21 protein-coding genes are annotated in these 22386 nt (G+C 43.3%); 15 read left to right on the forward strand and 6 right to left on the reverse strand.

Annotated elements, in window-relative coordinates:
* Position 1: 1 nt before the first annotated feature.
* Positions 2-1114, reverse strand: a complete 1113-nt coding sequence (locus tag ACPD8L_RS12365) for a D-TA family PLP-dependent enzyme (RefSeq protein ID WP_423943602.1) — start codon at positions 1112-1114, stop codon at positions 2-4.
* 103 nt (positions 1115-1217) lie between these two features.
* Here ACPD8L_RS12365 and ACPD8L_RS12370 point away from each other — a divergent pair, with 103 nt between their 5' ends.
* Both ACPD8L_RS12370 and ACPD8L_RS12375 read left to right on the forward strand, forming a co-directional pair.
* On the forward strand, positions 1218-1796 hold the full coding sequence (locus ACPD8L_RS12370) for a DUF3332 domain-containing protein (RefSeq protein ID WP_116216387.1): 579 nt from the start codon (positions 1218-1220) through the stop codon (positions 1794-1796).
* 199 nt (positions 1797-1995) lie between these two features.
* Complete coding sequence (locus ACPD8L_RS12375; protein ID WP_423943604.1) at positions 1996-3891, forward strand: M61 family metallopeptidase; 1896 nt, start codon at positions 1996-1998, stop codon at positions 3889-3891.
* A gap of 70 nt (positions 3892-3961) precedes the next feature.
* On the opposite strand, the gene ahcY is transcribed toward ACPD8L_RS12375, so the two are convergent.
* The gene (gene ahcY / locus ACPD8L_RS12380; RefSeq protein ID WP_423943606.1) at positions 3962-5278 is read right to left on the reverse strand and encodes an adenosylhomocysteinase; all 1317 of its coding nucleotides are present in this window, start codon (positions 5276-5278) and stop codon (positions 3962-3964) included.
* A gap of 73 nt (positions 5279-5351) precedes the next feature.
* Between ahcY and ACPD8L_RS12385 the strand changes: the two genes are divergently transcribed.
* The 7 genes from ACPD8L_RS12385 (at position 5352) to ACPD8L_RS12415 (ending at position 11437) form a co-directional block, all read left to right on the forward strand.
* Positions 5352-5993, forward strand: a complete 642-nt coding sequence (locus ACPD8L_RS12385) for a 4'-phosphopantetheinyl transferase family protein (protein WP_116216384.1) — start codon at positions 5352-5354, stop codon at positions 5991-5993.
* A 44-nt stretch (positions 5994-6037) separates the two neighbouring features.
* Positions 6038-6298 (forward strand): YkoF family thiamine-binding protein, encoded by a 261-nt coding sequence (locus ACPD8L_RS12390; RefSeq protein ID WP_423943608.1) that lies wholly within the window; start codon positions 6038-6040, stop codon positions 6296-6298.
* Positions 6282-6917, forward strand: coding sequence for a nicotinamide riboside transporter PnuC (pnuC, locus tag ACPD8L_RS12395; RefSeq protein WP_116216382.1), 636 nt, complete (start codon positions 6282-6284; stop codon positions 6915-6917). Before ACPD8L_RS12390 ends, pnuC begins: the two co-directional genes overlap by 17 nt.
* Positions 6878-7447, forward strand: coding sequence for an AAA family ATPase (locus ACPD8L_RS12400; RefSeq protein WP_116216381.1), 570 nt, complete (start codon positions 6878-6880; stop codon positions 7445-7447). The genes pnuC and ACPD8L_RS12400 overlap by 40 nt, the downstream gene beginning before the upstream one ends.
* On the forward strand, positions 7440-8978 hold the full coding sequence (locus tag ACPD8L_RS12405; protein ID WP_423943610.1) for a DUF4301 family protein: 1539 nt from the start codon (positions 7440-7442) through the stop codon (positions 8976-8978). Before ACPD8L_RS12400 ends, ACPD8L_RS12405 begins: the two co-directional genes overlap by 8 nt.
* Positions 8979-9661: 683 nt before the next feature.
* On the forward strand, positions 9662-9964 hold the full coding sequence (locus ACPD8L_RS12410; protein ID WP_423943612.1) for a hypothetical protein: 303 nt from the start codon (positions 9662-9664) through the stop codon (positions 9962-9964).
* A gap of 132 nt (positions 9965-10096) precedes the next feature.
* Positions 10097-11437: a sigma-54-dependent transcriptional regulator gene (locus tag ACPD8L_RS12415; protein WP_423943613.1), complete on the forward strand. Its 1341-nt coding sequence runs from the start codon at positions 10097-10099 to the stop codon at positions 11435-11437.
* Here the strand turns inward: ACPD8L_RS12415 and ACPD8L_RS12420 are convergent.
* Positions 11412-13874 (reverse strand): hybrid sensor histidine kinase/response regulator, encoded by a 2463-nt coding sequence (locus tag ACPD8L_RS12420; protein ID WP_423943614.1) that lies wholly within the window; start codon positions 13872-13874, stop codon positions 11412-11414. The genes ACPD8L_RS12415 and ACPD8L_RS12420 overlap by 26 nt on opposite strands.
* A 289-nt stretch (positions 13875-14163) precedes the next feature.
* Here ACPD8L_RS12420 and ACPD8L_RS12425 point away from each other — a divergent pair, with 289 nt between their 5' ends.
* Both ACPD8L_RS12425 and ACPD8L_RS12430 read left to right on the forward strand, forming a co-directional pair.
* Positions 14164-16335, forward strand: a complete 2172-nt coding sequence (locus ACPD8L_RS12425; protein ID WP_423943616.1) for a TonB-dependent receptor — start codon at positions 14164-14166, stop codon at positions 16333-16335.
* 39 nt (positions 16336-16374) lie between these two features.
* Positions 16375-17376 (forward strand): Gfo/Idh/MocA family protein, encoded by a 1002-nt coding sequence (locus ACPD8L_RS12430; protein ID WP_423943618.1) that lies wholly within the window; start codon positions 16375-16377, stop codon positions 17374-17376.
* Here ACPD8L_RS12430 and ACPD8L_RS12435 read toward each other — a convergent pair.
* Positions 17373-17816 carry a Rieske (2Fe-2S) protein gene (locus tag ACPD8L_RS12435; RefSeq protein WP_293304163.1) on the reverse strand — a complete coding sequence of 148 codons (444 nt, stop codon included), beginning with the start codon at positions 17814-17816 and terminating at the stop codon, positions 17373-17375. The two genes, ACPD8L_RS12430 and ACPD8L_RS12435, sit on opposite strands and share 4 nt — an antisense overlap.
* Positions 17817-18000: 184 nt before the next feature.
* Between ACPD8L_RS12435 and greA the strand changes: the two genes are divergently transcribed.
* Together greA and ACPD8L_RS12445 are read left to right on the forward strand one after the other, a co-directional pair.
* Positions 18001-18477 carry a transcription elongation factor GreA gene (gene greA, locus ACPD8L_RS12440; RefSeq protein ID WP_116217577.1) on the forward strand — a complete coding sequence of 159 codons (477 nt, stop codon included), beginning with the start codon at positions 18001-18003 and terminating at the stop codon, positions 18475-18477.
* 65 nt (positions 18478-18542) lie between these two features.
* Positions 18543-18944 (forward strand): HIT family protein, encoded by a 402-nt coding sequence (locus ACPD8L_RS12445; protein ID WP_129653616.1) that lies wholly within the window; start codon positions 18543-18545, stop codon positions 18942-18944.
* Here ACPD8L_RS12445 and ACPD8L_RS12450 read toward each other — a convergent pair.
* Both ACPD8L_RS12450 and ACPD8L_RS12455 read right to left on the reverse strand, forming a co-directional pair.
* Positions 18927-19277 carry a hypothetical protein gene (locus ACPD8L_RS12450; protein ID WP_116216373.1) on the reverse strand — a complete coding sequence of 117 codons (351 nt, stop codon included), beginning with the start codon at positions 19275-19277 and terminating at the stop codon, positions 18927-18929. The genes ACPD8L_RS12445 and ACPD8L_RS12450 overlap by 18 nt on opposite strands.
* 3 nt (positions 19278-19280) lie before the next feature.
* Positions 19281-20432, reverse strand: coding sequence for a sensor histidine kinase (locus ACPD8L_RS12455; RefSeq protein ID WP_423943621.1), 1152 nt, complete (start codon positions 20430-20432; stop codon positions 19281-19283).
* Positions 20433-20556: 124 nt separating this feature from the next.
* Between ACPD8L_RS12455 and ACPD8L_RS12460 the strand changes: the two genes are divergently transcribed.
* Positions 20557-20934 carry a DUF3127 domain-containing protein gene (locus tag ACPD8L_RS12460; RefSeq protein ID WP_116216371.1) on the forward strand — a complete coding sequence of 126 codons (378 nt, stop codon included), beginning with the start codon at positions 20557-20559 and terminating at the stop codon, positions 20932-20934.
* A gap of 6 nt (positions 20935-20940) precedes the next feature.
* Complete coding sequence (locus ACPD8L_RS12465; protein WP_421810233.1) at positions 20941-22317, forward strand: short-chain fatty acid transporter; 1377 nt, start codon at positions 20941-20943, stop codon at positions 22315-22317.
* Positions 22318-22386 lie beyond the last annotated feature (69 nt).

A 22386-nucleotide genomic window follows, 5' to 3' on the forward strand; every position in this document is an offset into this window, starting at 1 on the left:
TTCAAATAGTAAGTTTTCGTTTTCGAGCGGTAATCTCCCAAGTGTCGGTTTTTTTACCGTTTTTGATTACGGAAACTTCATCATGTAGGTTAATGGTAGGACAAATATGGTAGGGGATGCCGTAAAGCACATCACCGATGTTCAGGGCATCCCAATCCGCTACCTTGATCACGCCGTGCTCCTCACTTTGTGAAAGTAGCTCGTAATCCTCAAGATTGAGGAATTGTATCCGTTTGTCGATTGGATTTTCAGCGGCCACGGATTTATGCCCCATATCCACGGTAACAATACCTTCGGTGGGTTTGGAGATAACGCGGGTCACCACGAGGGCCGCGTGTTTAAAGTTTTGTTCCGTTAATTTTTCACCATATCCCCAATCCCACAACACGCAGGTACCCGGACTGGTAATCCTGTGTTCTTGCATACGGTGTGAAGTGAAGGAAGGGGTTCCACCGCAAATCATTCTCAGGTTTGGATGTGAATTTTTTAAGGCGTTGAAGTAGTCGGTGACGGACTCCAGCCCCTCTTCAATTTTTTGGTTCCTCTCCGAAAAGTCGGGGTCGCGAAGATGTCCGTCGTACACATGGAACCCTTCAAACTGAAGGGATTTGCATTCATCCAAAGAGGCGATCAAAGTATCGAGTTCCTTTCCTATTTTGATTCCGGAACGGTTCATCCCGTTGTTGATGTCTATATAAACTGGAATGATCAAGCCTTTGGTTTTGTCTTTTTCATTTAATAATCTGGCCATGGGCACAGCATCAATCAGCGTGGCAAAACGGGTAGAAGGAAAATGGGCGGTCAATTCAAGGAAACGGTCCACTTTGGGCCCTACCAGTTGATGGGCGATCAGTACAAAATCGGCACCCGCCTCTGCGGCAATTTCCGCTTCCGCAATGGTGGAACCCTTAAAATTGGAAATGCCCGCATCCAACAAGCGCTCCATGACCTTGGGCATTTTATTGGTCTTGATATGGGGCATCAACCTTTGGGTATCCCCATTGACCAAGGAAAGCATTTCTTTGATGTTGAATTCCAGATGATCTATATACAGGGCAATGGATGGGGAATCTACCGTATCCACATTTTTGATTTCATACCAATTTTGGGCCATGTTCCTATTAGTTTGAATTGGGAAACAAGGTACTCATTTATGTGCGAAAGGAAGTTGAATTCTTTTTGTAGCTTTAAGTACATTAACTATAAACCCATTTATCATGAAAAAAGTCATTAGCTGTTTGTTATTGTCGTCTACCATCTTGTTTTCAAGCTGTTTGGGGTCGTTCAAGGCGTTCAATAATTTGAAGGACTGGAACCAAGGGGCAACCGACAGTAAATTTGTAGACAACCTGATTTTTTGGGGGTTGTGGATTGTCCCCGTGTATGAATTGTTCCTTCTCGGGGATGCTATAATCTTCAATGTGATCGAGTTTTGGTCCGGATCTAACCCTATTGCCATGAAGGAAGGGGAATCCGAGACCCAAATGGTGGAACATGATGGTAATACCTTTAAAATGGTGGCCACAAAGAACCGAGTGCAGGTGAGTGTGGTCGCAGGACCCAAACAAGGCAAGAAAATCGATTTGGTGTACAAGCCAGATGAAAAATCTTGGAACGCCGTTCGCCCAAATGGAGAGATTATAAAGTTATCTTCTTTCGAGGAAGGATTCTACATTGTGTATATGCCCAATGGGGAACAAGTTAAAATCGACCCTATGAGTACCAGACAAGAGGGGTTGGCCATTCTACAAGAGAGCAAGACCTGCTATTATTCGGAAAGCCTATTGGCAGATTAAAAATATTGCACTTCATCAAAAGCCATGGTAAGAACTATGGCTTTTTTGTTGCGATAAACTTTCAATATATTCCAAAACGGGGATTTTACCGGGAAAAGCGCCTTTGTCCGTAACAAAACAACAATTTCCGTGACCTATTGCTGTTGAAAATATTTTAATCCTATATTAGTCGGCAATATCAAAAAACAATCAGTAAATCATGATAAAAAAGGTAACCTTACATGCATTGGTACTTGCAACGGTTTTTTCTTGCGGTGTCAAAAATCAAACAAATGATCTAGCTTCCGATAATCCTATAAGGGCACAATTGGATTTGGTCAACATCCAAGATGATAAAGTAAATGTGGTCATAGATCCGGGGAGGTTTATCCAAGATACCATCACTTACAGATTGCCAAGAGTGGTCCAGGGAACCTACGCCGTATCCGATTTTGGCAGGTATATAGAGAATATTACAGCTTTTGATTATGAAGGCAACACAATGCAGGCCACCCAAGTGGATACCAACACTTGGACCTTTGTCAATGCCAAGAATTTGGATAGAATAGAATATGCCGTAAACGATACCTTTGATCAGGAAGTACAGGGAGGTATTGGTGAGGAAGTTCCCTTTTCGCCTTCGGGCACCAATATAGAACCTAAGCAGGTGATGCTGAACCTGCACGGATTTGTGGGGTATTTTGATTCCTTAAAGCGAAATGCTTACCAGATTGATATCAAATCCCCTACCAGCTTTACGTATACCTCTCCCCTAACCGAAATACAATCCACATTGAGTGCGGATGGTGCTGTTAAGAATTCAGTGTTCTTGGCCAATCGATATTTTGAGGTGACGGACAATCCCATGATGTATGGGGAGACCGAGGTGGAAGAGTTCATGGTGGGGAACATCAAGATTGTATTGAGTGTTTTTTCGCCCAATGGAGTACATAAGGCTTCCGAAATCAAAGAGGTCATGGCGGAGATGATGCAGGCCCAAAAAAGATATCTGGGAGATTTGAACAGCACCCCGCGGTATGACATCCTACTGTATTTGTCCGATACACAGAAACCAGATTCCCCAAAAGGTTTTGGAGCTTTGGAGCATCATACTTCCACTGTGGTGGTCTTACCGGAACAAATGGATCCAGAAGCTTTGGCGGAATCTATGATCGATGTGGTGGCCCACGAATTCTTTCATATCGTAACCCCACTTTCGGTACATTCAGAAGATGTACATTATTTTGACTACAACAACCCAACTTTCAGCAAGCACCTATGGCTTTACGAAGGGGTCACCGAATATTTTGCACAGCATTTTCAGGTTTATGAGGGCTTGATAGATCCAGCGGAATATTATGCCAGGACCACTGAAAAGATAAACACCTCAAGGTCCAATTACGATGACGCCATGAGTTTTACCCAAATGAGTGAAAACATCTTGGAGAACCCATATAAAGACAACTATGCCAATGTATATATGAAAGGGGCGTTGATCGGTATGTGTGTGGACATTTTAATGCGTGAAAATAGCGATGGACAGCGCAGTCTACGATCGTTGTTGGGAGAGTTGTCCGTAAAATATGGCAAGGATAAACCTTTTGAAGATGATGCCTTGATTGCCGAGATTACAGCAATGACCTATCCTGCGGTAGGAGAATTTTTAAACACCCATGTGGTAGGAAACACACCTATAGATTATGGCCAAATGTTGGATAAGGTTGGATTGTATTTTGCTGAGGCCGAAGTGGAGACCAACTACATTCAGAATGCGGGCGAACTGATCTTATCCGCAGACCCGGCAAGGGGAGGCGTCAAGTTCAACGACCTTGTGGTGAACAACAGCTTTTGGAAGGATAATGGGGTACAGCCCAATGACTTTATAAAATCCATCAATGGAACAGGGGTTACCTTGGCCAATGCCAATCAAATTCTAGCGGAAGTGTATGCATGGAGTTCCGGAAAAGCAATAAAGGTGGAGTTGTTGCGGGGAGAAGAGGAAATCCTCATTGATACGACAACCACACCAACGTATACCAAAGCCGTTACCCTATTGGAAAACCCAGAGGCAACGGAAGCCCAAAAAGAATTGCGAAAGGCGTGGCTAAAAGGCTAGGCACAGGTTTCGCAAAATATAAAAGGCCCCGATCATGATCGGGGCCTTTTTTTATAGGTTGTCCAGAAAATTAATATCTGTAATAATCAGGTTTAAAGGGTCCTTCCACCTTCACACCGATATATTCTGCTTGCTCCTCATTCAATTGGGTCAATTCGGCACCCAAACGGGCCAAATGCAATTGGGCCACTTTCTCATCCAAATGCTTGGGAAGCATATACACTTCGTTTTCGTATTTATCACTGTGGTTCCAAAGCTCTATTTGGGCCAAGGTTTGGTTGGTAAATGAGTTGCTCATCACAAAACTGGGGTGGCCCGTGGCGCAACCCAAGTTCACCAATCTACCTTCTGCCAAAATAATAAGGTCTTTACCATCAATGGTATACTTATCCACTTGGGGCTTGATCTCGTCCTTGGTATTTCCATAAGCGCCATTCAACCAAGCCATATCAATTTCATTGTCAAAATGCCCAATGTTACAGACAATGGCCTTGTCCTTCAGGGCGCGGAAATGCTCTTCCCGGATGATGTCCTTATTGCCCGTAGTGGTAATTACAATATCTGCATTGGAAACAACGGTTTCCAGTTTTTTCACTTCATAACCATCCATACAAGCCTGAAGCGCACAGATGGGATCAATTTCGGTTACGGTAACAATGGAGCCCGCACCACGGAAAGAGGCAGCAGTTCCCTTTCCTACATCACCATATCCGGCAACAACCACTCGTTTTCCAGCCAACATGGTGTCTGTGGCCCTACGAATCGCATCCACGGCACTTTCACGACACCCGTATTTATTATCGAATTTGGATTTGGTCACAGAATCGTTCACGTTGATGGCTGGCATGGGCAAGGTACCTTTCTTCATACGCTCGTACAAACGGTGCACACCTGTGGTGGTCTCTTCGGAAAGGCCTTTTACGCCTGAAGCCAGTTCAGGATATTTGTCCAATACCATATTGGTAAGGTCACCACCATCGTCCAAGATCATGTTCAAGGGCTGTCTGTCCTCGCCAAAGAACAAAGTCTGCTCAATACACCAGTCGAACTCCTCTTCGTTCATCCCTTTCCAGGCATAAACCGGGATTCCTGCAGCGGCAATGGCAGCGGCGGCATGGTCTTGGGTGGAAAAGATGTTGCAGGAACTCCAGGTCACCTCGGCACCAAGGGCCACCAAAGTTTCGATCAATACCGCGGTTTGTATGGTCATATGTAGGCAACCGGCAATACGGGCTCCCTTCAAGGGCTGCTCTTTTCCGTATTCCTCGCGCAATGCCATTAGTCCTGGCATTTCGGCCTCGGCAAGCTCAATCTCTTTTCTTCCCCAAGCAGCTAGGGAAATATCTTTCACCTTATAGGGTACATGGGGAATTGTCTTTGTGCTCATACGTATATAAATTTACTTTCGTAGCTTAGCTTTTATAGTGCAGCAAAGATACAAAAACACCTAACTATTAGTCGTGCCCATTTACAAAACCATAACAGTTTCACCAACCACCTCGGTCTATATCTGGAAAGTTACCGAGGCTGAGAAGGAATTGTCCAAGGGGATAGAGCTTACCCCGCATTGCCAAAATAGGATGGATGGGATGAAATCCGAAGCACACCGGAGGGCTTTTTTGAGTATCAGACACTTAATGGCCAAAGCGGGTTATGTGGACAAGGACCTATACTATGACGATTTTGGAAAACCCCATTTAAAGGATGGCAACCATATTTCCATTACCCATTCGCATAATTTTACGGGGGTCATCATCAGCGAAACGGACGAAGTGGGAATAGATATTGAGATGCAGCGTGATAAAATCCTGAGAATTGCACACAAGTTTACCCCCATTCAAGAGTACAAGACCTTGGCCAATGTCGAGGCCATTATTAGAAAACTTACCATCGTGTGGGGCGCCAAGGAATCACTTTATAAAATCTATGCCCAGCAGGGGTTGAGTTTTTTACGGCATATTGATGTGATGGACTTTACCTTTCAAGATGCACGTACCGTAGCCGAAATCCTCTACAAGGGCCAAAAATCCCATTATGATATTGAGTTTTTGGAGTTTGAGGGATTCACTTGTGTATATGCCCTAAAGATGATGGGGGGATGACAGGTAGTTTTTACTAGATTTGTTTCGCAATACAAAAGTGCCCCATGAAGATATCCGTTGAGCTTACCTTGACTCCATTACAAGATAATTTTGAACCCCCTATTATCAATTTCATAAAAAAGTTGAGGTCTTCTGGGCTTACCGTTCTGGAGAATCCTTTAAGTACACAAGTCTTTGGGGAGTATGATAGGGTTATGGGGTTGTTGACCGATGAGATAAAAGAAGCTTTTGAAAATATTGATCATGTGGTATTGGGGATGAAGGTTGTAAAATCCGATAGGAGTGACTATGAGCCCCATTTTTGATTTTTTTCTCGGTCCGTACGAAGACAGGGAACTTTCCTTGGTCATTCTTGAAGCCACTGCCTTCTTCTTTGGAATAGCCAGTGTGGTCTATGCCAAGATGGAAGACATTATGGTCTATCCAACGGGGTTGGTTGCCACGGCCATTACCACGTATATCTTTTTTGTAGATCGCTTGTTGGGCGATATGATGATGAACTTCTACTTTTCCATCATGAGCATTTATGGATGGTGGAACTGGGCCCGAAGAAAGCAGGACCGGGAATTTATTGTAAAGATTTCCCGTACCAATACCAAGGAAAAATGGATAGGGGTTGCACTGTTCTCCATTACTTTGCTGGTTACTTTTGGAGTATACAAGGCTTTTGGGGCTGAAATAAAGGCAACCAACTATGTAGATATCATAACCTCGGGCATTTTCTTTACGGCCATGTGGTATATGGCCAACAAAAAATTGGAAAGCTGGACCCTTTGGATCTTGGGGGATTTAATAACCGTACCTTTGTACGCCTATAGGGGATGGGGCATGTTTTCATTACAATACCTCATTTTTACCGTATTGGCCATTCAGGGATATGTAGCATGGAAGAAAGACTTGGGCAAGAGCCCTCAAACCTCATAAAAGTAGTTCTATTTGGGCCGGAATCTACTGGAAAGACCACCTTGGCCCAACAATTGGCCCAACACTACCAAACCGAGTGGGTGCCAGAATATGCCCGGGAATATCTTCAAGATAAATGGGATCGGGAACAAAAAACCTGCGAGCCCAAAGACCTTGTTCCCATAGCTTATGGACAGATGCGCTTGGAAAACCAACTGGCAAAAAAGGCGAACAAGATTTTGGTTTGCGATACAGACCTTTTGGAAACTAAAGTATACTCAGAAACCTATTACACAGGAAGTTGTGATCCAATTCTGGAGAAGTATGCTATCCAAAATACATACGATTTATACTTGTTAACCTATATTGACATCCCATGGGAAGCGGACGATCTTAGGGACAAACCCGACGAACGTGAGGAAATGTTCAGGTATTTCAAGGAAGCTTTGGAAAAATATGACCGAAATTTTGTTATTTTAAAGGGGGACAAAGTGTTCCGGCTTTCAACGGCAATACAAGAAATCGATAAACTTTTTAAGGCGCATGATTGATTTAAGTTCAAAAGACTTGGAACAATTGGAAAACAAAGGGATTTCCAAAGAAAAAGTAGCAAATCAGATAGAAACTTTCAAAGAAGGGATACCCTTTGTGGATTTGATGAAGGCCGCGGTAATTTCCAATGGGATCTTAAGATTTTCGGAAAAGGAACAAGAAGGACTTGTACAATATTTTGAACAGAACAGAGGTCATTTAGATCTGTTGAAATTTGTTCCCGCCTCTGGGGCCGCTTCTCGGATGTTCAAGGCCATGTTCAACTTTTTGGATGCCTTTGATCCCAAAAAAGAGACCCTTTCCGAATATTTGGACCGAACAGGCGATTCCGATGCAAAAAAGTTTACCGACCAAATGCATAAGTTGCCCTTTTATGGGTTGATTATGAACCGTATCAAGGATAACGCATCCAATAAAGATGAAGAAGCCTATCTTTTTGTAAAGGAAATGTTGGGAGAAGATAGGTTGAACTACGGATTCTACCCCAAAGGACTATTGCCATTCCATGCGTACGATTCGGGTAGTGCAACACCCTTTGAGGAACATTTGAAAGAAGCGGCATTATACGCCAAAACAGAAGGCAAGGCCCATCTGCACTTTACCGTTTCTCCGCAACATGACGAAATGTTCAAGGACGAAGAGTCCAAAGTGGGTCCTAAAATATCCGAAGCAACCGATACGCAGTTTTTAATTTCGTACTCCAATCAAAAACCATCCACGGATACCATAGCGGTAGATATGGAAAACCAACCTTTCAAGAACGGGGATGGTTCCATACTGTTCCGCCCCGGAGGGCACGGAGCCCTCATTGAAAACCTGAACGAGCAGGATGCCGATATCATTTTCATCAAAAACATAGACAATGTGGTGGTCGACAAGAATTTGGAAAAAGTGGCCAATAGCAAAAAGATGTTGGCGGGAGTATTAAGAAAAGTGCAGGCCAAGGCTTTTGACTATGCCAGACTTTTGGACGATAATGAGGTGTCGCCAGAGAAATCGGATGAAATAAAATCCTTTTTGGAAAGAGAACTCAATGTTCGGATGCCCAAGAATTATGATGACTTGGATGTTAACGAACAACTAGTCATTCTGAAGGATAAATTAAATCGTCCCATACGTATTTGTGGAATGGTAAAGAATGAAGGTGAACCAGGAGGAGGTCCTTTTTGGGTGAAAGATGTAGAAGGAAATATTTCCCTTCAAATCATTGAATCTGCCCAGATTGATCTATCCGATCAGGAACAGGAGGCCATACTCAAAAATTCAACCCACTTCAATCCGGTGGATTTGGTATGTGGGGTAAGGAACCACAAGGGAGAAAAGTATGACCTTTTGGATTTTGTGGATCCAAAACAGGGGTTTATCACGGGAAAGACCCAAGAAGGCAAGGAACTAAAGGCGCTGGAGCTTCCCGGACTGTGGAACGGGGCCATGGCCTTTTGGAACACCTTGTTTGTTGAAGTGCCTTTGGTGACATTTAATCCCGTTAAGACCGTGAACGACCTTTTAAAGCCTACACATCAAGCTTAGTATAAAAGAAAATAATGTATGAGATCCGTTTCAAATCCACGAAACGGATTTTTTTTTGCCTTTTATGTGACCCCCAAATAAAAAGAGTGTCAAAAAGATATAATGGAAACGGATACGCTGATAAAAGAATTTTGGCTTATAACGTAACCGTAGAAGAGAGGTGGTCTTGTTAGGCCATCTGGATTTTAGGTTGGTTGATTTGGTTGGAAGGCCGTACACTATGTACGGCTTTCTTTTAAAATTCTTTAGCGCAATGTTTACTGTGGAAACGAAAAAATAATGTTATTAGGAATTGTAGTGCTCTTAAATATAATTTCATTGGCTATGGTCCTATATCTTTTGATATCATATCTAAGAAGTCGTAAGAAAATAGTGCACAAAAAAAATCAGGATGATGCTATATAAACACTATCCATTGTATTATCCGTTGTTGCCAACCTATTCATAATTTTTTCCTTGGGATTATGATTTGGCACTTTTGAAAGGCTGCTTCGGCAGCCTTTCTTTGTATAAAAAGGATACATTTTTTGCTTCAGGTAAACAGATTTACACAATAGCTTGAAATGCTTGTTATTTCTAATGAACAGTTTTTTAGAGGGTTGTATAAGAACTGTGGTTGAAGAAAATCTTGGCATCGGATTTTCATGGTTATAGGTGAGTTTAACATTATAAAATCATATACCATGAAAAATTTAGTTATCGCAACCGCACTATCATTTGTAGGACTTACAGCTATCGCCAATGAGAACACCCCAGAATTGAAAACAGATGAAGCAACAGTATTTGTTGTTCAGAACTTTGAGGAAATCAACGTCTCTGACCTTCCTGAAGCTGTAACGGCAGCAGTGAAAAAGAACTACCCTACGGCCAAAGTGGACAAGGCCTATAAGAATGAGAAGGACCAATACAAATTGGAACTGTCTTTGGAAGATGGTACCAAGGGAACCGTCTATGCCGATTCTGAAGGGAACTGGATAGAGCTATGAAATAGTTTATGAGACCTTGTTAGGTTAGTTGGTTTGATGAAAAGGGGTTGCTACGGCAACCCTTTTTTTGTGATAATTTTACCAAACTCCCATCATCTTCATAGCAATGGGCATCGTATATATTACTGAGATATGCCCAAAATCTTGATCATCGAGGACGATACTGCTTTTTGTCAAATGCTATCCAAGTTTTTGACGAAGCATGGGTATGTTGTTTCCTCAAGCTATACCATAAAAGAAGCTCAAGAAAACCTTAGTGCTTCCAATTTTGATGTGATTCTATCTGATGTTAGGCTCCCAAAAGGTAACGGACTGGCCCTCTTGTCCACTGTTAAGAAAGCTTCGCCAAATACCCAAGTGATTCTGATGACGGGATATGCCGAGGTAAAAACAGCGGTAAACGCCATGAAAAAAGGGGCATTTGATTATATTTCCAAGCCTTTTACGCCAGATGAAATTCTGTCTGTCATCACCAATGCGCTGAACACTCAAACTTTCGGCAACACACAAAAGTCAAATGAAAGTTCAATCAAAAAAAAGGATGCGCCGAATCAATTTTTGGTAGGTAAGAGTGAAAGCTCCCAAAAACTGCAGCAGTATATCAATTTGGTTGCCCCTACCAATATGTCGGTTTTGCTTATTGGAGAAAGTGGAACGGGAAAGGAAGTAACCGCAAAATCCATCCACGATGCCAGTAAAAGAAGGGAGAAAAACTTCGTGGCCGTTGACTGTGGTGCCATTCCCAAGGAGATTGCCACCAGCGAGTTTTTTGGGCATGTGAAAGGAAGTTTTACCGGGGCCATTGAAGATAAAATGGGACATTTTGAGGCCGCCAACGAAGGGACCCTTTTTTTGGACGAGATTGGAAACCTATCCTACGAGCACCAGATACAATTATTGAGGGCCATCCAAGAACGAAAGATAAAACGGGTGGGAAGCACCAAAGAAATCCATTTGGATTTGCGGATCATTGCCGCCACCAATGAAGATTTGGCCCAAGCGGTTCAGGAAGGAAGCTTCAGGGAAGATCTTTATCATAGATTGAACGAGTTTTCCATGACTGTTCCGCCACTTCGGGAGCGGGTTGGGGATATCATGCTTTTTGCAGATTATTTTTTAGATGGGGCCAATGAAGAACTGGGGAAGAACGTTTCCCATTTTTCAACAGAGGCCCAAGAATATATTGAAGCCTACCCTTGGCCGGGAAATCTTAGGGAAATGAAGAACGTGATAAAACGGGCGGTTCTTTTTACCGAAGGGGATTCCATAATGTCAAGTGCCTTCCCAGATGAGCTGATCCATGGCGCTGAAAAGAACACCACCACAAAGTTTTCAAAATCCGAGTATGAAAAGGAACGGATTCTAAATGCCCTAAAACAGACCAATTTCAATAAGAGCAAGGCGGCCAAATTGCTGCAAATGACAAGAAAGACACTTTACAATAAAATCAATCTGTACCAAATGGAGGTGTAGCCAAGTATTGGCAAATGGCCTTTTCAAGTTGGTCAATACGGGTTTTTAAGTTGGAGAGCTCTTCAAAAACCTTTTCTCCATTGGAGTCATCAGGCAGATGCTCCAATCTTTTCAAAGTTTCAATGGCCTCCTGTGCCTCCAATTGCCGAAACATGGGCAGCATTTTATGGGAAACGGAACGAATACAGGAAAAATCAGCATCCCCAATGGCCGAGAAAAGCAATTCCATACTCTTTTGCGTATTTTCCATAAAAACCTCCAATACCTCGCGTACTGCATTCGGACTGTCCAGGAAAGCCGAAATCTGTGTAATCCGGAACAGGGGGGAATTGGATTCCGGTATGCTATTGAGTAAAGCAACTTGGGGTTCTACATCGATTTTGGATACAACTCCAAGTGTTTTTAGCAATACATGACTGGAAAAAGGTTTTTGCAGCACGTCGGTAAAACCCATTTTGGTGTATTTCCCCTTGTCCACGATTTTTTGCCCTGTCATGGCAATTATCGGTTGACCTGAGTAAAGATGGTTATCCCTTTCCCGTAATTTCTGGAGTACGGCAAATCCATCGGTATCTGGCATTTGTATATCCGTAAGGAGGAGGTCGTAGTTCGGATTTTCCGTTTGTGCTAGAGTACGATAACTGGAAAATGTTTTGACATGGATATGGTTCCTCTGGCAGATTTCACGTAAGAGTTCCAACAGGATTTCATCATCATCCAAAACATAAACCATTAAACCCTCCTGGGAGATAAAGGTCTCTTCAACCTGGGTCAATGGTTCCTTGGAAAACTCAAAGGGGAGCTGTAGGGTAAAGGTGCTCCCTTCATTTATTTTGCTGTTTAGCGTTAAGGTTCCCCCCAACAGTTCGGTCAGTTTTTTGGAGATGGTGAGCCCTAGCCCATATCCGCCGTAGTGTTTTTCGGTTGAATCTTCAGCTTGGGTAAATTCCTTGAAGATCATTTCCTGTTTTTCGGGCTCAATGCCGATGCCGGTATCCACTACTTTAATGTTCAAATAGGAATGGTTCTTACTTTTCTTGGCGGTGGCTTCCACTTTTACAAAACCTGTATGGGTAAACTTAAAGGCATTTCCAACAAGGTTGGTCAAGATTTGTCGTATGCGGAATGCATCACCAATAATGGGATTCTTAAGTTCCTCGGCTATATTCAAATGTAACTCAACCCCTTTTTTGGAATATGTTTCCTGAAAATGGGAAGCTGTTTCCACAATAAGGTCGAAAAGAACAAAAGAGGCTTTCTCGATATGTACTTTTCCTGCTTCCAGTTTTGAAAAATCCAATAGGTCGTTCACGAGGTTCTCCACATAGTTTGATGCGGATTTCACATTATGGAGATATTTTGATTGCTTTTGGTTGAGGCCACTTTGTTCCATCAGCTCTGTATATCCGCTGATGGTATTCAACGGTGTCCTTAGGTCATGGCTTACGGTGGAAATCAATTGTTCCCTACTTTTTAAGAGCGACTCCGAGTATTTTTTCTCCTTTTCCAAGCGTTCCCGGTATTGCTGTACTTTCCAAAAATCCTTGGAGATAAAAAAAGTGAACAAAATTATGCCCAAGAGCCCCAAAGCAATGGCCGCCGCTGCCATACGAATGCTTCGTTGCAACACCCTCTTTTGTTTAAGGTTGTCCAAATAGGTATTTCGAATGATTTCGCGTTCAAACGATGAGATGATACTGCGTATTTTTTGGGAAAGTTCCAGATCGGTTCTATAGATTTGAAGTTCTTTTTGGGATACCGAGCGTTCTGCAGCGGCGGTTTCTGTTTTGGCTTTCTGTAAAATCGATTTGGAGACCTCAAGGATGGAATCTATGTTTTTGGCATTGGTATTTCCATTGGGGTCTGGAATATTTTTGTTGAGAATGGCCACATATTCCCTGATGGATTTTTGGGTTGCCGGGGACAGTTGATCAAAATTGGGAGCAAAGGTCTCCGGGGTGATTCGGCCCATCTCCACCTCCATTTTGTGGAATGCTTGCAAAATGGAATCTATGGATGCCGTGTTCTCGTTTTCAACTTTTAATTTTCGGAGTTCGGCACTGTTGTACATCTTTTGCTGAAGCAGCTTCTGTACACTGTCCAACTTGAAAACTTGGTTGACATCCCGGGCAAAAACCATGGGCTTTAAGGAATCGATCAAGATGTTTATGGAATCCACTTTTTGCGCATAGACCTTCAGGTTCTTGGCACTTTTGGTCTGTAAGGCAAGTTTGGACAGATTCTCGGCCTCATAAAGACTGGCAAGCAATCTATTGGTTTTTAAAAGCTTAAGATTGTCGTCATTTTTGTCTTGGAATGTAGTGTAGCTTTTAAATTCAGTATAGATAAAAAAAGCGGCCAAGACCCCCAATGCTCCCAAAATCAAATAACTGAAAATGATTTTTAGAGTGAATCTGTTCTTGGGTTTACGGGTCATACACAATTCTTTGATATTGTATATACGCATTCAGGTATACCACATAGTTGTTATCAAAAGTTAATTTCTGGGGTTTCTTATGAAAAATGAAAGCGGCATAGTACATTTGCGCCCATCTCAAAGGGGTGCTTTGCATGGCAAGGCTGAGATTATACCCAATGAACCTGGGCGGGTAATGCTGCCAAGGGATTGCGCAAGGCGCATCTTGGAATTTCATCGTTTCTTTAAAGAAACAAAATCAAGTATTAACAAGAATAATGGCCCCTTTTATTCGTAACATTTTTTACGAATGAAAACTTTATTCACAACATTGGCCGTTTCCGGGCTGGCGCTGAGTATGAGTGCGCAACAGGAACCAACAGATTCTTTGGAGGGAAAAAAAGTGGTATTGGACGAGGTCTTGGTCCAAGCTGTACGGGTGACCAAGGAATTTCCCATTACTTTTTCCAACTTGAACAAAGAGGAGCTTACCTCCCGAAACCTAGGGCAGGACGTTCCCATTTTAATGAACTTTTTACCGGCCGTGGTCACTACTTCAGATGCGGGTGCTGGCGTGGGATACACCAGTTTCCGTGTAAGGGGGACCGACTCAAGGGGGGTAAATGTCACCATTAATGGTGTGCCCTACAATGATGCGGAATCCCATGGGACCTTTTGGGTGAACATGCCCGATTTTGCTTCCTCGACCCAGAGTTTGCAGTTGCAGCGCGGGGTAGGGACCTCTACCAATGGTGCAGGGGCATTTGGCGCAAGCCTAAATGTATTGACGGATGCATTTTCCGAAGAGGCCTACGCCAAGATTTCCTCTTCTGTGGGGAGTTTTAATACCCTGCGAAACAATGTAAAGTTCAGTACGGGGATGTTGAACGACCATTTTGAATTTTCGGGAAGGTTGTCGCGCATCACCTCTGATGGGTATGTGGACCGGGCCAGCTCCGAACTGGACAGCTATTTTATGCAAGGAACATATCGCAGTGACAACACATTGTTAAAGGCATTGCTTTTTGGAGGGCATGAGGTTACTTATCAAGCCTGGAACGGCATCACCGCTGAAGAATTGGAAGAAAATAGAACCTATAATTCTGCAGGAAGATATACCGATGAGAATGGGAATGTACAGTTTCATGACCGTGAAGAGGACAATTACAAACAAAACCATGTGCAATTGCATTGGAACCAGACCCTAAGTCCGGAATGGAGTACCAATTTGGCCTTGCACTATACACGTGGAAGAGGATACTTTGAGCAGTATAGGGAAGATGATGACTTTTCAGACTATGGCTTGGAACCCATTAGCTTGGGAGGGGAGACCATCAATACTACCGACTTGATTCGTAGAAGATGGTTGGACAATCACTTTTATGGTACCGTTTTTTCGGCCACGTATAACAAGGAAAACCTGAAATTGATCTTGGGTGGAGGATATAATGAGTACAAGGGAGACCACTTTGGGGAAATCATCTGGGCAAGTTATGCAAGTGGTAGTGAAATTAGGGATAGGTACTATGATGACAATTCCACTAAAACGGATTTCAATACCTATGCAAAGGTCAATTATCAGTTGGATGGCCAATGGTCGGTTTTTGGGGATATGCAATACCGAAGGGTTGGTTATGAAGCCAATGGAGAAGATACGGGATTAGTGGATGATACCTTCAATTTCTTTAATCCAAAGGCAGGGATTACGTTCAATTTGAACCCCAACAACAATTTTTATCTGTCCTATGCCAGGGCCAATAGGGAACCCAATCGGAATGACTATGAGAACGGAAGCCCCAAGCCTGAACAATTGAACGATTATGAGTTAGGATGGCGTTTTGTCTCCCCTGACATCCAGTTGAACACCAATGTGTACTACATGCGTTATAAAGATCAGTTGGTGCTCACCGGTGAACTCAATGATGTGGGTGCGCCGCTACGGGCCAATGTAGGGGATAGCTACCGCTTGGGGTTGGAAGTGGATGCCAACATCCGATTGGGGCGCAAGTTTAGGTTACAGCCCAATGTGGCCTTGAGCGATAACCGAAATGTTGATTTCTTCTTCCAACGCGATGGGGAACTCCAAAACTTGGGGAACACCAAAATTGCGTATTCACCACAAGTGATTGCTGGAAACATCCTGGCGTTTCAACCCCATACAAACCTTCAAGTATCGTTGCTTTCAAAGTTTGTGGGCAAGCAATATATGGGGAACATCGATTCCGAAAATTCAACTTTGGACAGTTATACCCAAACCGATTTCAATGTACAATACGTGATCGAGGCCAATTCGTTTGTGAAAAGTATTGTGCTTTCCGGACTGGTGAACAATATTTTTGATGCCGATATTGTTTCCAACGGGTATTTCTACACCTTTGATGACGACTATTCCAATCCTGGGACCATTACCACCATTGAGGGAGCGGGATATTACCCTCAGGCAGGAATCAACTTTCTGATAGGGGCCACCGTTAATTTTTAATGACCAAATAGTAAATGGGATTCTGTACTTTTATACACCATGACAGAATCCCATTTAAATTTTTCTGAAGAAAAACCCCTCCGATGGGGTATTATCGGTTGCGGTAGTGTGGCCGAAAAGAAAAGCGTTCCAGCATACCAACTCATCCCAGAGTTTAAAGTACACATGGTAATGCGCCGCGATGCAGAAAAAGTCCAAGATTATGCCCAAAGGCACCAAATTGCCCATTGGACCACCCATGCCGATGAGGTGATTCAGAATCCAGAGGTCGATGCCATCTATATTGCCACACCTCCGGATACCCATAAATTATACGCCCTTCAAGTGGCCGCCGCGGGAAAGCCTTGTTGTATTGAAAAGCCCATGGCACCCAATTATCAGGATAGTTTGGCTATTTGTGAGGCATTCAAGACCAAGAAGATACCTCTTTTTATTGCGTATTACCGTCGCTCCTTGCCCAGATTCCTTAAAGTGAAGCAATGGTTGGATGAAGGATCGATAGGTGCGGTAAGGCATGTAAATTGGCAAAAATCCGCTTCGCCCAATGAGGTCGATTTAAATGGCGGGTCCAATTGGCGGACGGAAGAAAAAGTAGCTCCTGGTGGGTATTTTGATGATTTGGCCAGTCACGGTCTGGATTTGTTCAACTTTCTATTTGGGGATATCAAAACAGCAAACGGAATGGCCTTGAACCAACAAGGTTTGTATACAGCCCATGATGCGGTTACGGGAAGTTGGTTGCACGAAAATGGGGTGACAGGAGCTGGATTTTGGAATTTTGGCACCCATCATAGGGTGGATAAGGTAGAAATCTTCGGTTCGGAAGGAAGTATACGCTTTGCGGTTCTGGATGAAGCGCCTATTGAACTGGAAAACGCTTCGGGACATAAAATTTTGGAAATCCCACATCCAGTGCATGTGCAACAGTTTCATGTGGAAAACATCAAAAACCATTTGTTGGGAAAGGGGAAGCACCCCTCAATAGGAAAAACAGGCTTGCATACCAGTTGGGTCATGGATGCTATCTTGGGTAATCTTTAATTGGAGATGACCACGGTGTTTCCACTTTGTGTGGCCCTGTAAAAAAGTAAATCGTAGTACCTCCCCCCATCATCGGGCCTATCCAGTTGTTGTCCTGTAAACAGATTATAGGTGTATCCCTCACAATCACAGACCACATTCTGCCCATCTATGGCCATGGTGGAACAGCTATTGGGGGCATGGTTGGGGCAACTGGCCTCCCATGCCACAAATTGGGCGCCACTCAATCCGGCACGCATCACAAAGACGCCTCGGGTACCCACTCCATCATTGTCCACAAGAACAGGATTGCCAATGTTGTTCAATTTACTGTAGAGCGGTAGATTCAAGTTTAAATCAAACCTGAAGCTCACTTCTTGAAGGTATGGATTTCGATTGGTACTGTCTGAACTACAGGATATTATGAAAATAAGAAAGGCATAACCGAAAAAGCGCCTCATAGTATGGAATTCAAAATGTTAGCGCAACAAAGTTGAACAAAATTTACCTATATTTGCGTTAAATCCTCGCAAAAAACCATGCAGGGGCATGGAATTCGTTGAGGATTTTTGTATTTGTAGAGAAGAGACCATTGGGGAAATTTTTTATTTTCTTCAATGTTCTTATGCATTAAAACGTGACGATATGAGTAAAGTATCTTATTATACAGCTGAGGGATTAAAAAAATTGAGGGATGAACTCAACCAGTTAAAAGATGTTGAGCGTCCCAAAGCTTCCCAAGCCATTGCTGAGGCAAGGGACAAGGGAGATTTGTCCGAAAACGCCGAGTATGATGCTGCCAAAGAAGCTCAAGGCCTCTTGGAAATGAAAATTTCCAAAATGGAGGAAACCTTGGCCAATGCTAGGTTGATAGACGAATCGCAATTGGATACCTCAAAAATATTGGTGCTTTCCACGGTAAAACTAAAGAACCAAGCCAATGGCATGGAAATGAAATATACTTTGGTGGCCGAAAGTGAAGCAGACCTGAAATCGGGCAAAATATCGGTGACCTCTCCCATTGGAAAAGGATTGCTGGGAAAATCTGTCGGTGATGTGGCCGAGATCAAGGTGCCCAACGGAACGTTAAAGTTGGAGGTTTTGGAAATCACCAGACACTAAAAGACACTAAAATCCCTATATTTAATCCCATCCCTTGATGGGATTTTTTTTAAACCAAAATCAACATGGCCAGTATTTTCACCAAGATTATCAATGGGGAGATTCCCTGTTATAAAATTGCAGAGGACGCAGACAATTTTGCTTTTTTGGACATCAACCCCAATGCCAAGGGGCATACCTTATGTGTCCCCAAAAAGGAAGTGGATAAACTACTGGACCTGGATGAGGAAGCCTATATGAAACTCATGGCCTTTTCCAGAAAGGTGGGCAAGGCCCTTGAAGCCGTTGTTCCCTGCAAGCGGGTGGGCATGTCCGTGATAGGGTTGGAGGTGCCCCATGTGCACGTACACCTCATTCCTCTTCAAAGTATGAAAAACGCCACGTTTCAACACAAGGAAAGCCTTAGTGCCGAAGAGTTTGAAGCTTTGGCAGAGAAAATTGGCGATGCACTAGATAAGTCCTTCTAGATATAAATATATCGTTGCGGCCACAATCCCAATGGCCACTATCAAGACCACAAAGAACAAGGTGGTAAAGCGTATGGAAGACCTTTCGGGGGTTACCAGCTTATTGTAGTAATCAAAAACGCGTTCAATATCCGGCGTCCAGCTTACCGGGTAAATAATGGATTGGCATTTTTTGCATTTAATTTCATGGGTCACTTCGTTGGTAGTGACGTGGAAAAATGTACCAAAAGTATGTTTCTGGTAGAAAGTGAGCATCAGCTCTTGGTTAAAACACTCTGGGCAGTTGTTTGTGATTTCGGCTTCCTTTAGTATGATCTTTTTTTCCTTTGACATGACTCACAATGCATTTGTTCGCAGTGAAATTTGCATGATTGTTCCTTCCTTACTGGACGAAAATACTTTAATTTTTCCTTTGTGGTATTCCTCAACGATTCTTTTTACCAAGGACAGCCCCAATCCCCAACCTCTTTTTTTAGTGGTCACTCCGGGATTGAAAATGTTCTGAAAATCGCTTTTGGGGATGCCTTGCCCTGTGTCCGTGACCAAAATATGGACGTTTTGCCCCTTTTTTTCAATCTGGATACCAATGTTTCCCTTGCCCTTCATGGCATCGATGCCATTTTTCACCAAATTTTCAATACTCCAGTTGTATAAAGGGGGATTCAGCGGCACAATGAGTTCATCAATATTGGTGCTGAATGAAAAATGCACCAATTTGGAGCTACGCTGTTTTAGATAGTCGTATGCTTTTTTGGTTTCTGCCACAATATCATGGTTGCCCAATTCAGGGATGGACCCAATTTTGGAAAATCGTTCCGTTATGGTATGCAACCGATCAATGTCCTTGGCAATTTCCTTGGTGATATCCGGATTGATGTCCTCTGACTTCAATAGCTCGTTCCAACCCAAGAGGGAGGTCAGCGGCGTACCTATCTGGTGTGCCGTTTCCTTGGCCATCCCGGCCCAGAGCTTATTTTGTTCCGAGGCTTTGTTGGTCCTAAAGAAAAAGAAGATCACGGCACCAAACAGGAAAATAATCAACAACAGGGCCAGGGGATAATATTTGAGTTTGTTCAGGACTTCGGAATTCCCGTAGTAGAGCGTCTCCAAAAGCTCCCCATCCTGAATAATCTGTATGGGCTCATTTTCACTTTCAAACTGCCTGATTTTTTTTTGGATATAGGCACTGTCCGTGACCTTTTCCTTGGGAATGTTGTGTGTTTTGAACGAGCCCTCCTCATTGACCAGGATCATGGGGGTAGAGGTATTGTTGCCCATGACCTTTAGGGTGAGGTTGCCCAGTTCTTGGTCTACGGAAGATTGGATAAGTTCCAACTGGGCCGTGGCCCAAATCTCCATTTTCAATCGCTCTTCCTCCTTGAACTTTTTAAAGAAACTATTGGTATTCCAAAGGATAAGGCTAACAATCACAAATGCCGATATCAGCAAGATAATGTTGGAAGCTTTCCGTTTGGGATTGAAGTTCATTTTTAGGCTGAATTGTGATTAAAGATAGCGGAAAAGAAAAAATATGTTGATAGTTAGTTGAAATAACGGGTTTCTTATGGGTTTCATTTTATGTACATTTGAATTTCATTGAAAATTAACATACATGGAAGTTCAGGGAAAAATCAAAATGATTGATGAGACCAAGACATTTGGGAACAATGGGTTCCGCAAAAGGGAAATGGTCATTACCACGGAAGAACAATATCCCCAACATATTTTGGTGGAGTTTATACAGGATAAGTGCGATTTGCTGAACAATTATTCCGTAGGACAGCCGGTAAAGGTCAGTATTAACCTTCGCGGTCGTGAGTGGACCAACCCCCAAGGGGAAACCAAATACTTCAACTCCATACAAGGATGGAGGATAGAAAACCTACAGTCCGAGGCCCAAGGGGAGAATATGCCACCGGTCCCACCCATGGAAGCCTTTGAACCTGCAGATGACCTCAATGAAGAGGATCACGACGATCTTCCATTCTAATCCAAATTGGGCCTTACCAAGGTCATAGAACATATTTTTAGGAGGTATTTGCCCTCCCCTTTCACCATTGCGGTTTTACTTACCCTTCTGACCATGGTGTTGGCTCTGGTCTTTACGGAGAACACTTCAGGTGGAAACCATTTTTTTGCCATCCTATCCTATTGGGAAAACGGCATTTGGAACAATGCACTGTTAGTGTTTGCCTACCAGATGATGCTTATTTTGGTATTGGGGCATGTTTTGGTTCTAAGTAAACCCATGGAAAAATTGATCCTGCGCATCACGGGATGGGTGACCAATACGTCCAGTGCTACCGTGTTGGTGGTATTGCCCACGCTTTTGGTTTCTTTCTTCAATTGGGGATTGGGATTGATTTTTGGGGCCATTTTGGCCCGGAAAGTAGGGGAATATGCCCAAATGAAGAACATACCCATCAACTATCCCCTAATTGGGGCGTGTGGGTATTCCGGTTTGATGGTGTGGCATGGAGGGATTAGCGGCTCGGCTCCCCTTAAAGTCGCCGAGGCCGGACATCTAAAAGGCTTGTTGGAAGGAGTGGCCGATGCCAAGGTTTTGGAAACACTGCCGGAGACGCTATCCACCGCCTACACCATTTTCAGTTATTGGAACTTGATTGTATTTGCACTGGTGGCCTTGTGCATTGTGGCACTGGCTTATTACTTGAGCAAAAGAACGGAATCTACTCCACTGAACCTGAAACGATATGAGTTTGCATCACTGGAGCGAAAAAATAGCGAAGGTGCCGAGAGGTTGGACTATTCCCCTTGGGTTTCCACCCTGTTTGGGGTATTGGTATTGGCAGCCTTTTTGGTACAGTACCTCCCGGCACTCAAAACATTGAACCTTACCCCCAATATGCTCAATTTTTTTATGTTGGGACTGGCCATTCTGTTACACGGGAGCTTTAAGCGTTTTTTGATCGCTGTGGAGGAAGCCATTGGGGATACCGCAGGTATTCTGATTCAGTTTCCACTCTATTTCGGGATTATGGGAATTATGGCCGGAAGTGGTATGATCAATGAGGTTTCCAACTTTTTTACCTCTATCAGTACCAATACTACCTTGCCCATTTTTACATTTTTCAGTGCCGGATTGGTCAATATTTTTGTGCCCAGTGGAGGAGGGCAATGGGCCATTCAAGGACCTTTGGTACTTCAGTCTGCCATACAGTTGAATGTTCCGTTGCCAAAAGTGATTATGGCCTTGGCCTATGGAGATCAAGTAACCAACATGTTACAACCTTTTTGGGCTTTGCCTCTATTGGGGATTACCAAACTCAAAGCCAAGGAAATACTACCCTATACCTTATTGTTCATGGTAATTGGAAGTCTTATCTATATAGCCGGACTTCTTATTTTTTAACCTATTGCGTATCTTAGTAAAAAGAGCGCTTTGGAAAATAACGGAAACAACTTTCCCCTGGCATTTCTG

It is taken from the genome of Flagellimonas algicida (genome assembly GCF_049629585.1).
Lineage (GTDB): Bacteria > Bacteroidota > Bacteroidia > Flavobacteriales > Flavobacteriaceae > Flagellimonas.

Coding starts and splice junctions, on each gene's coding strand:
- ACPD8L_RS12365 (WP_423943602.1), bottom strand. CDS start 1,114: ATGGCCCAAAATTGGTATGAAATCAAAAATGTGGATACGGTAGATTCC.
- ACPD8L_RS12370 (WP_116216387.1), top strand. CDS start 1,218: ATGAAAAAAGTCATTAGCTGTTTGTTATTGTCGTCTACCATCTTGTTT.
- ACPD8L_RS12375 (WP_423943604.1), top strand. CDS start 1,996: ATGATAAAAAAGGTAACCTTACATGCATTGGTACTTGCAACGGTTTTT.
- ahcY (WP_423943606.1), bottom strand. CDS start 5,278: ATGAGCACAAAGACAATTCCCCATGTACCCTATAAGGTGAAAGATATT.
- ACPD8L_RS12390 (WP_423943608.1), top strand. CDS start 6,038: ATGAAGATATCCGTTGAGCTTACCTTGACTCCATTACAAGATAATTTT.
- pnuC (WP_116216382.1), top strand. CDS start 6,282: ATGAGCCCCATTTTTGATTTTTTTCTCGGTCCGTACGAAGACAGGGAA.
- ACPD8L_RS12400 (WP_116216381.1), top strand. CDS start 6,878: ATGGAAGAAAGACTTGGGCAAGAGCCCTCAAACCTCATAAAAGTAGTT.
- ACPD8L_RS12405 (WP_423943610.1), top strand. CDS start 7,440: ATGATTGATTTAAGTTCAAAAGACTTGGAACAATTGGAAAACAAAGGG.
- ACPD8L_RS12410 (WP_423943612.1), top strand. CDS start 9,662: ATGAAAAATTTAGTTATCGCAACCGCACTATCATTTGTAGGACTTACA.
- ACPD8L_RS12415 (WP_423943613.1), top strand. CDS start 10,097: ATGCCCAAAATCTTGATCATCGAGGACGATACTGCTTTTTGTCAAATG.
- ACPD8L_RS12420 (WP_423943614.1), bottom strand. CDS start 13,874: ATGACCCGTAAACCCAAGAACAGATTCACTCTAAAAATCATTTTCAGT.
- ACPD8L_RS12425 (WP_423943616.1), top strand. CDS start 14,164: ATGAAAACTTTATTCACAACATTGGCCGTTTCCGGGCTGGCGCTGAGT.
- ACPD8L_RS12430 (WP_423943618.1), top strand. CDS start 16,375: ATGACAGAATCCCATTTAAATTTTTCTGAAGAAAAACCCCTCCGATGG.
- ACPD8L_RS12435 (WP_293304163.1), bottom strand. CDS start 17,816: ATGAGGCGCTTTTTCGGTTATGCCTTTCTTATTTTCATAATATCCTGT.
- greA (WP_116217577.1), top strand. CDS start 18,001: ATGAGTAAAGTATCTTATTATACAGCTGAGGGATTAAAAAAATTGAGG.
- ACPD8L_RS12445 (WP_129653616.1), top strand. CDS start 18,543: ATGGCCAGTATTTTCACCAAGATTATCAATGGGGAGATTCCCTGTTAT.
- ACPD8L_RS12450 (WP_116216373.1), bottom strand. CDS start 19,277: ATGTCAAAGGAAAAAAAGATCATACTAAAGGAAGCCGAAATCACAAAC.
- ACPD8L_RS12455 (WP_423943621.1), bottom strand. CDS start 20,432: ATGAACTTCAATCCCAAACGGAAAGCTTCCAACATTATCTTGCTGATA.
- ACPD8L_RS12460 (WP_116216371.1), top strand. CDS start 20,557: ATGGAAGTTCAGGGAAAAATCAAAATGATTGATGAGACCAAGACATTT.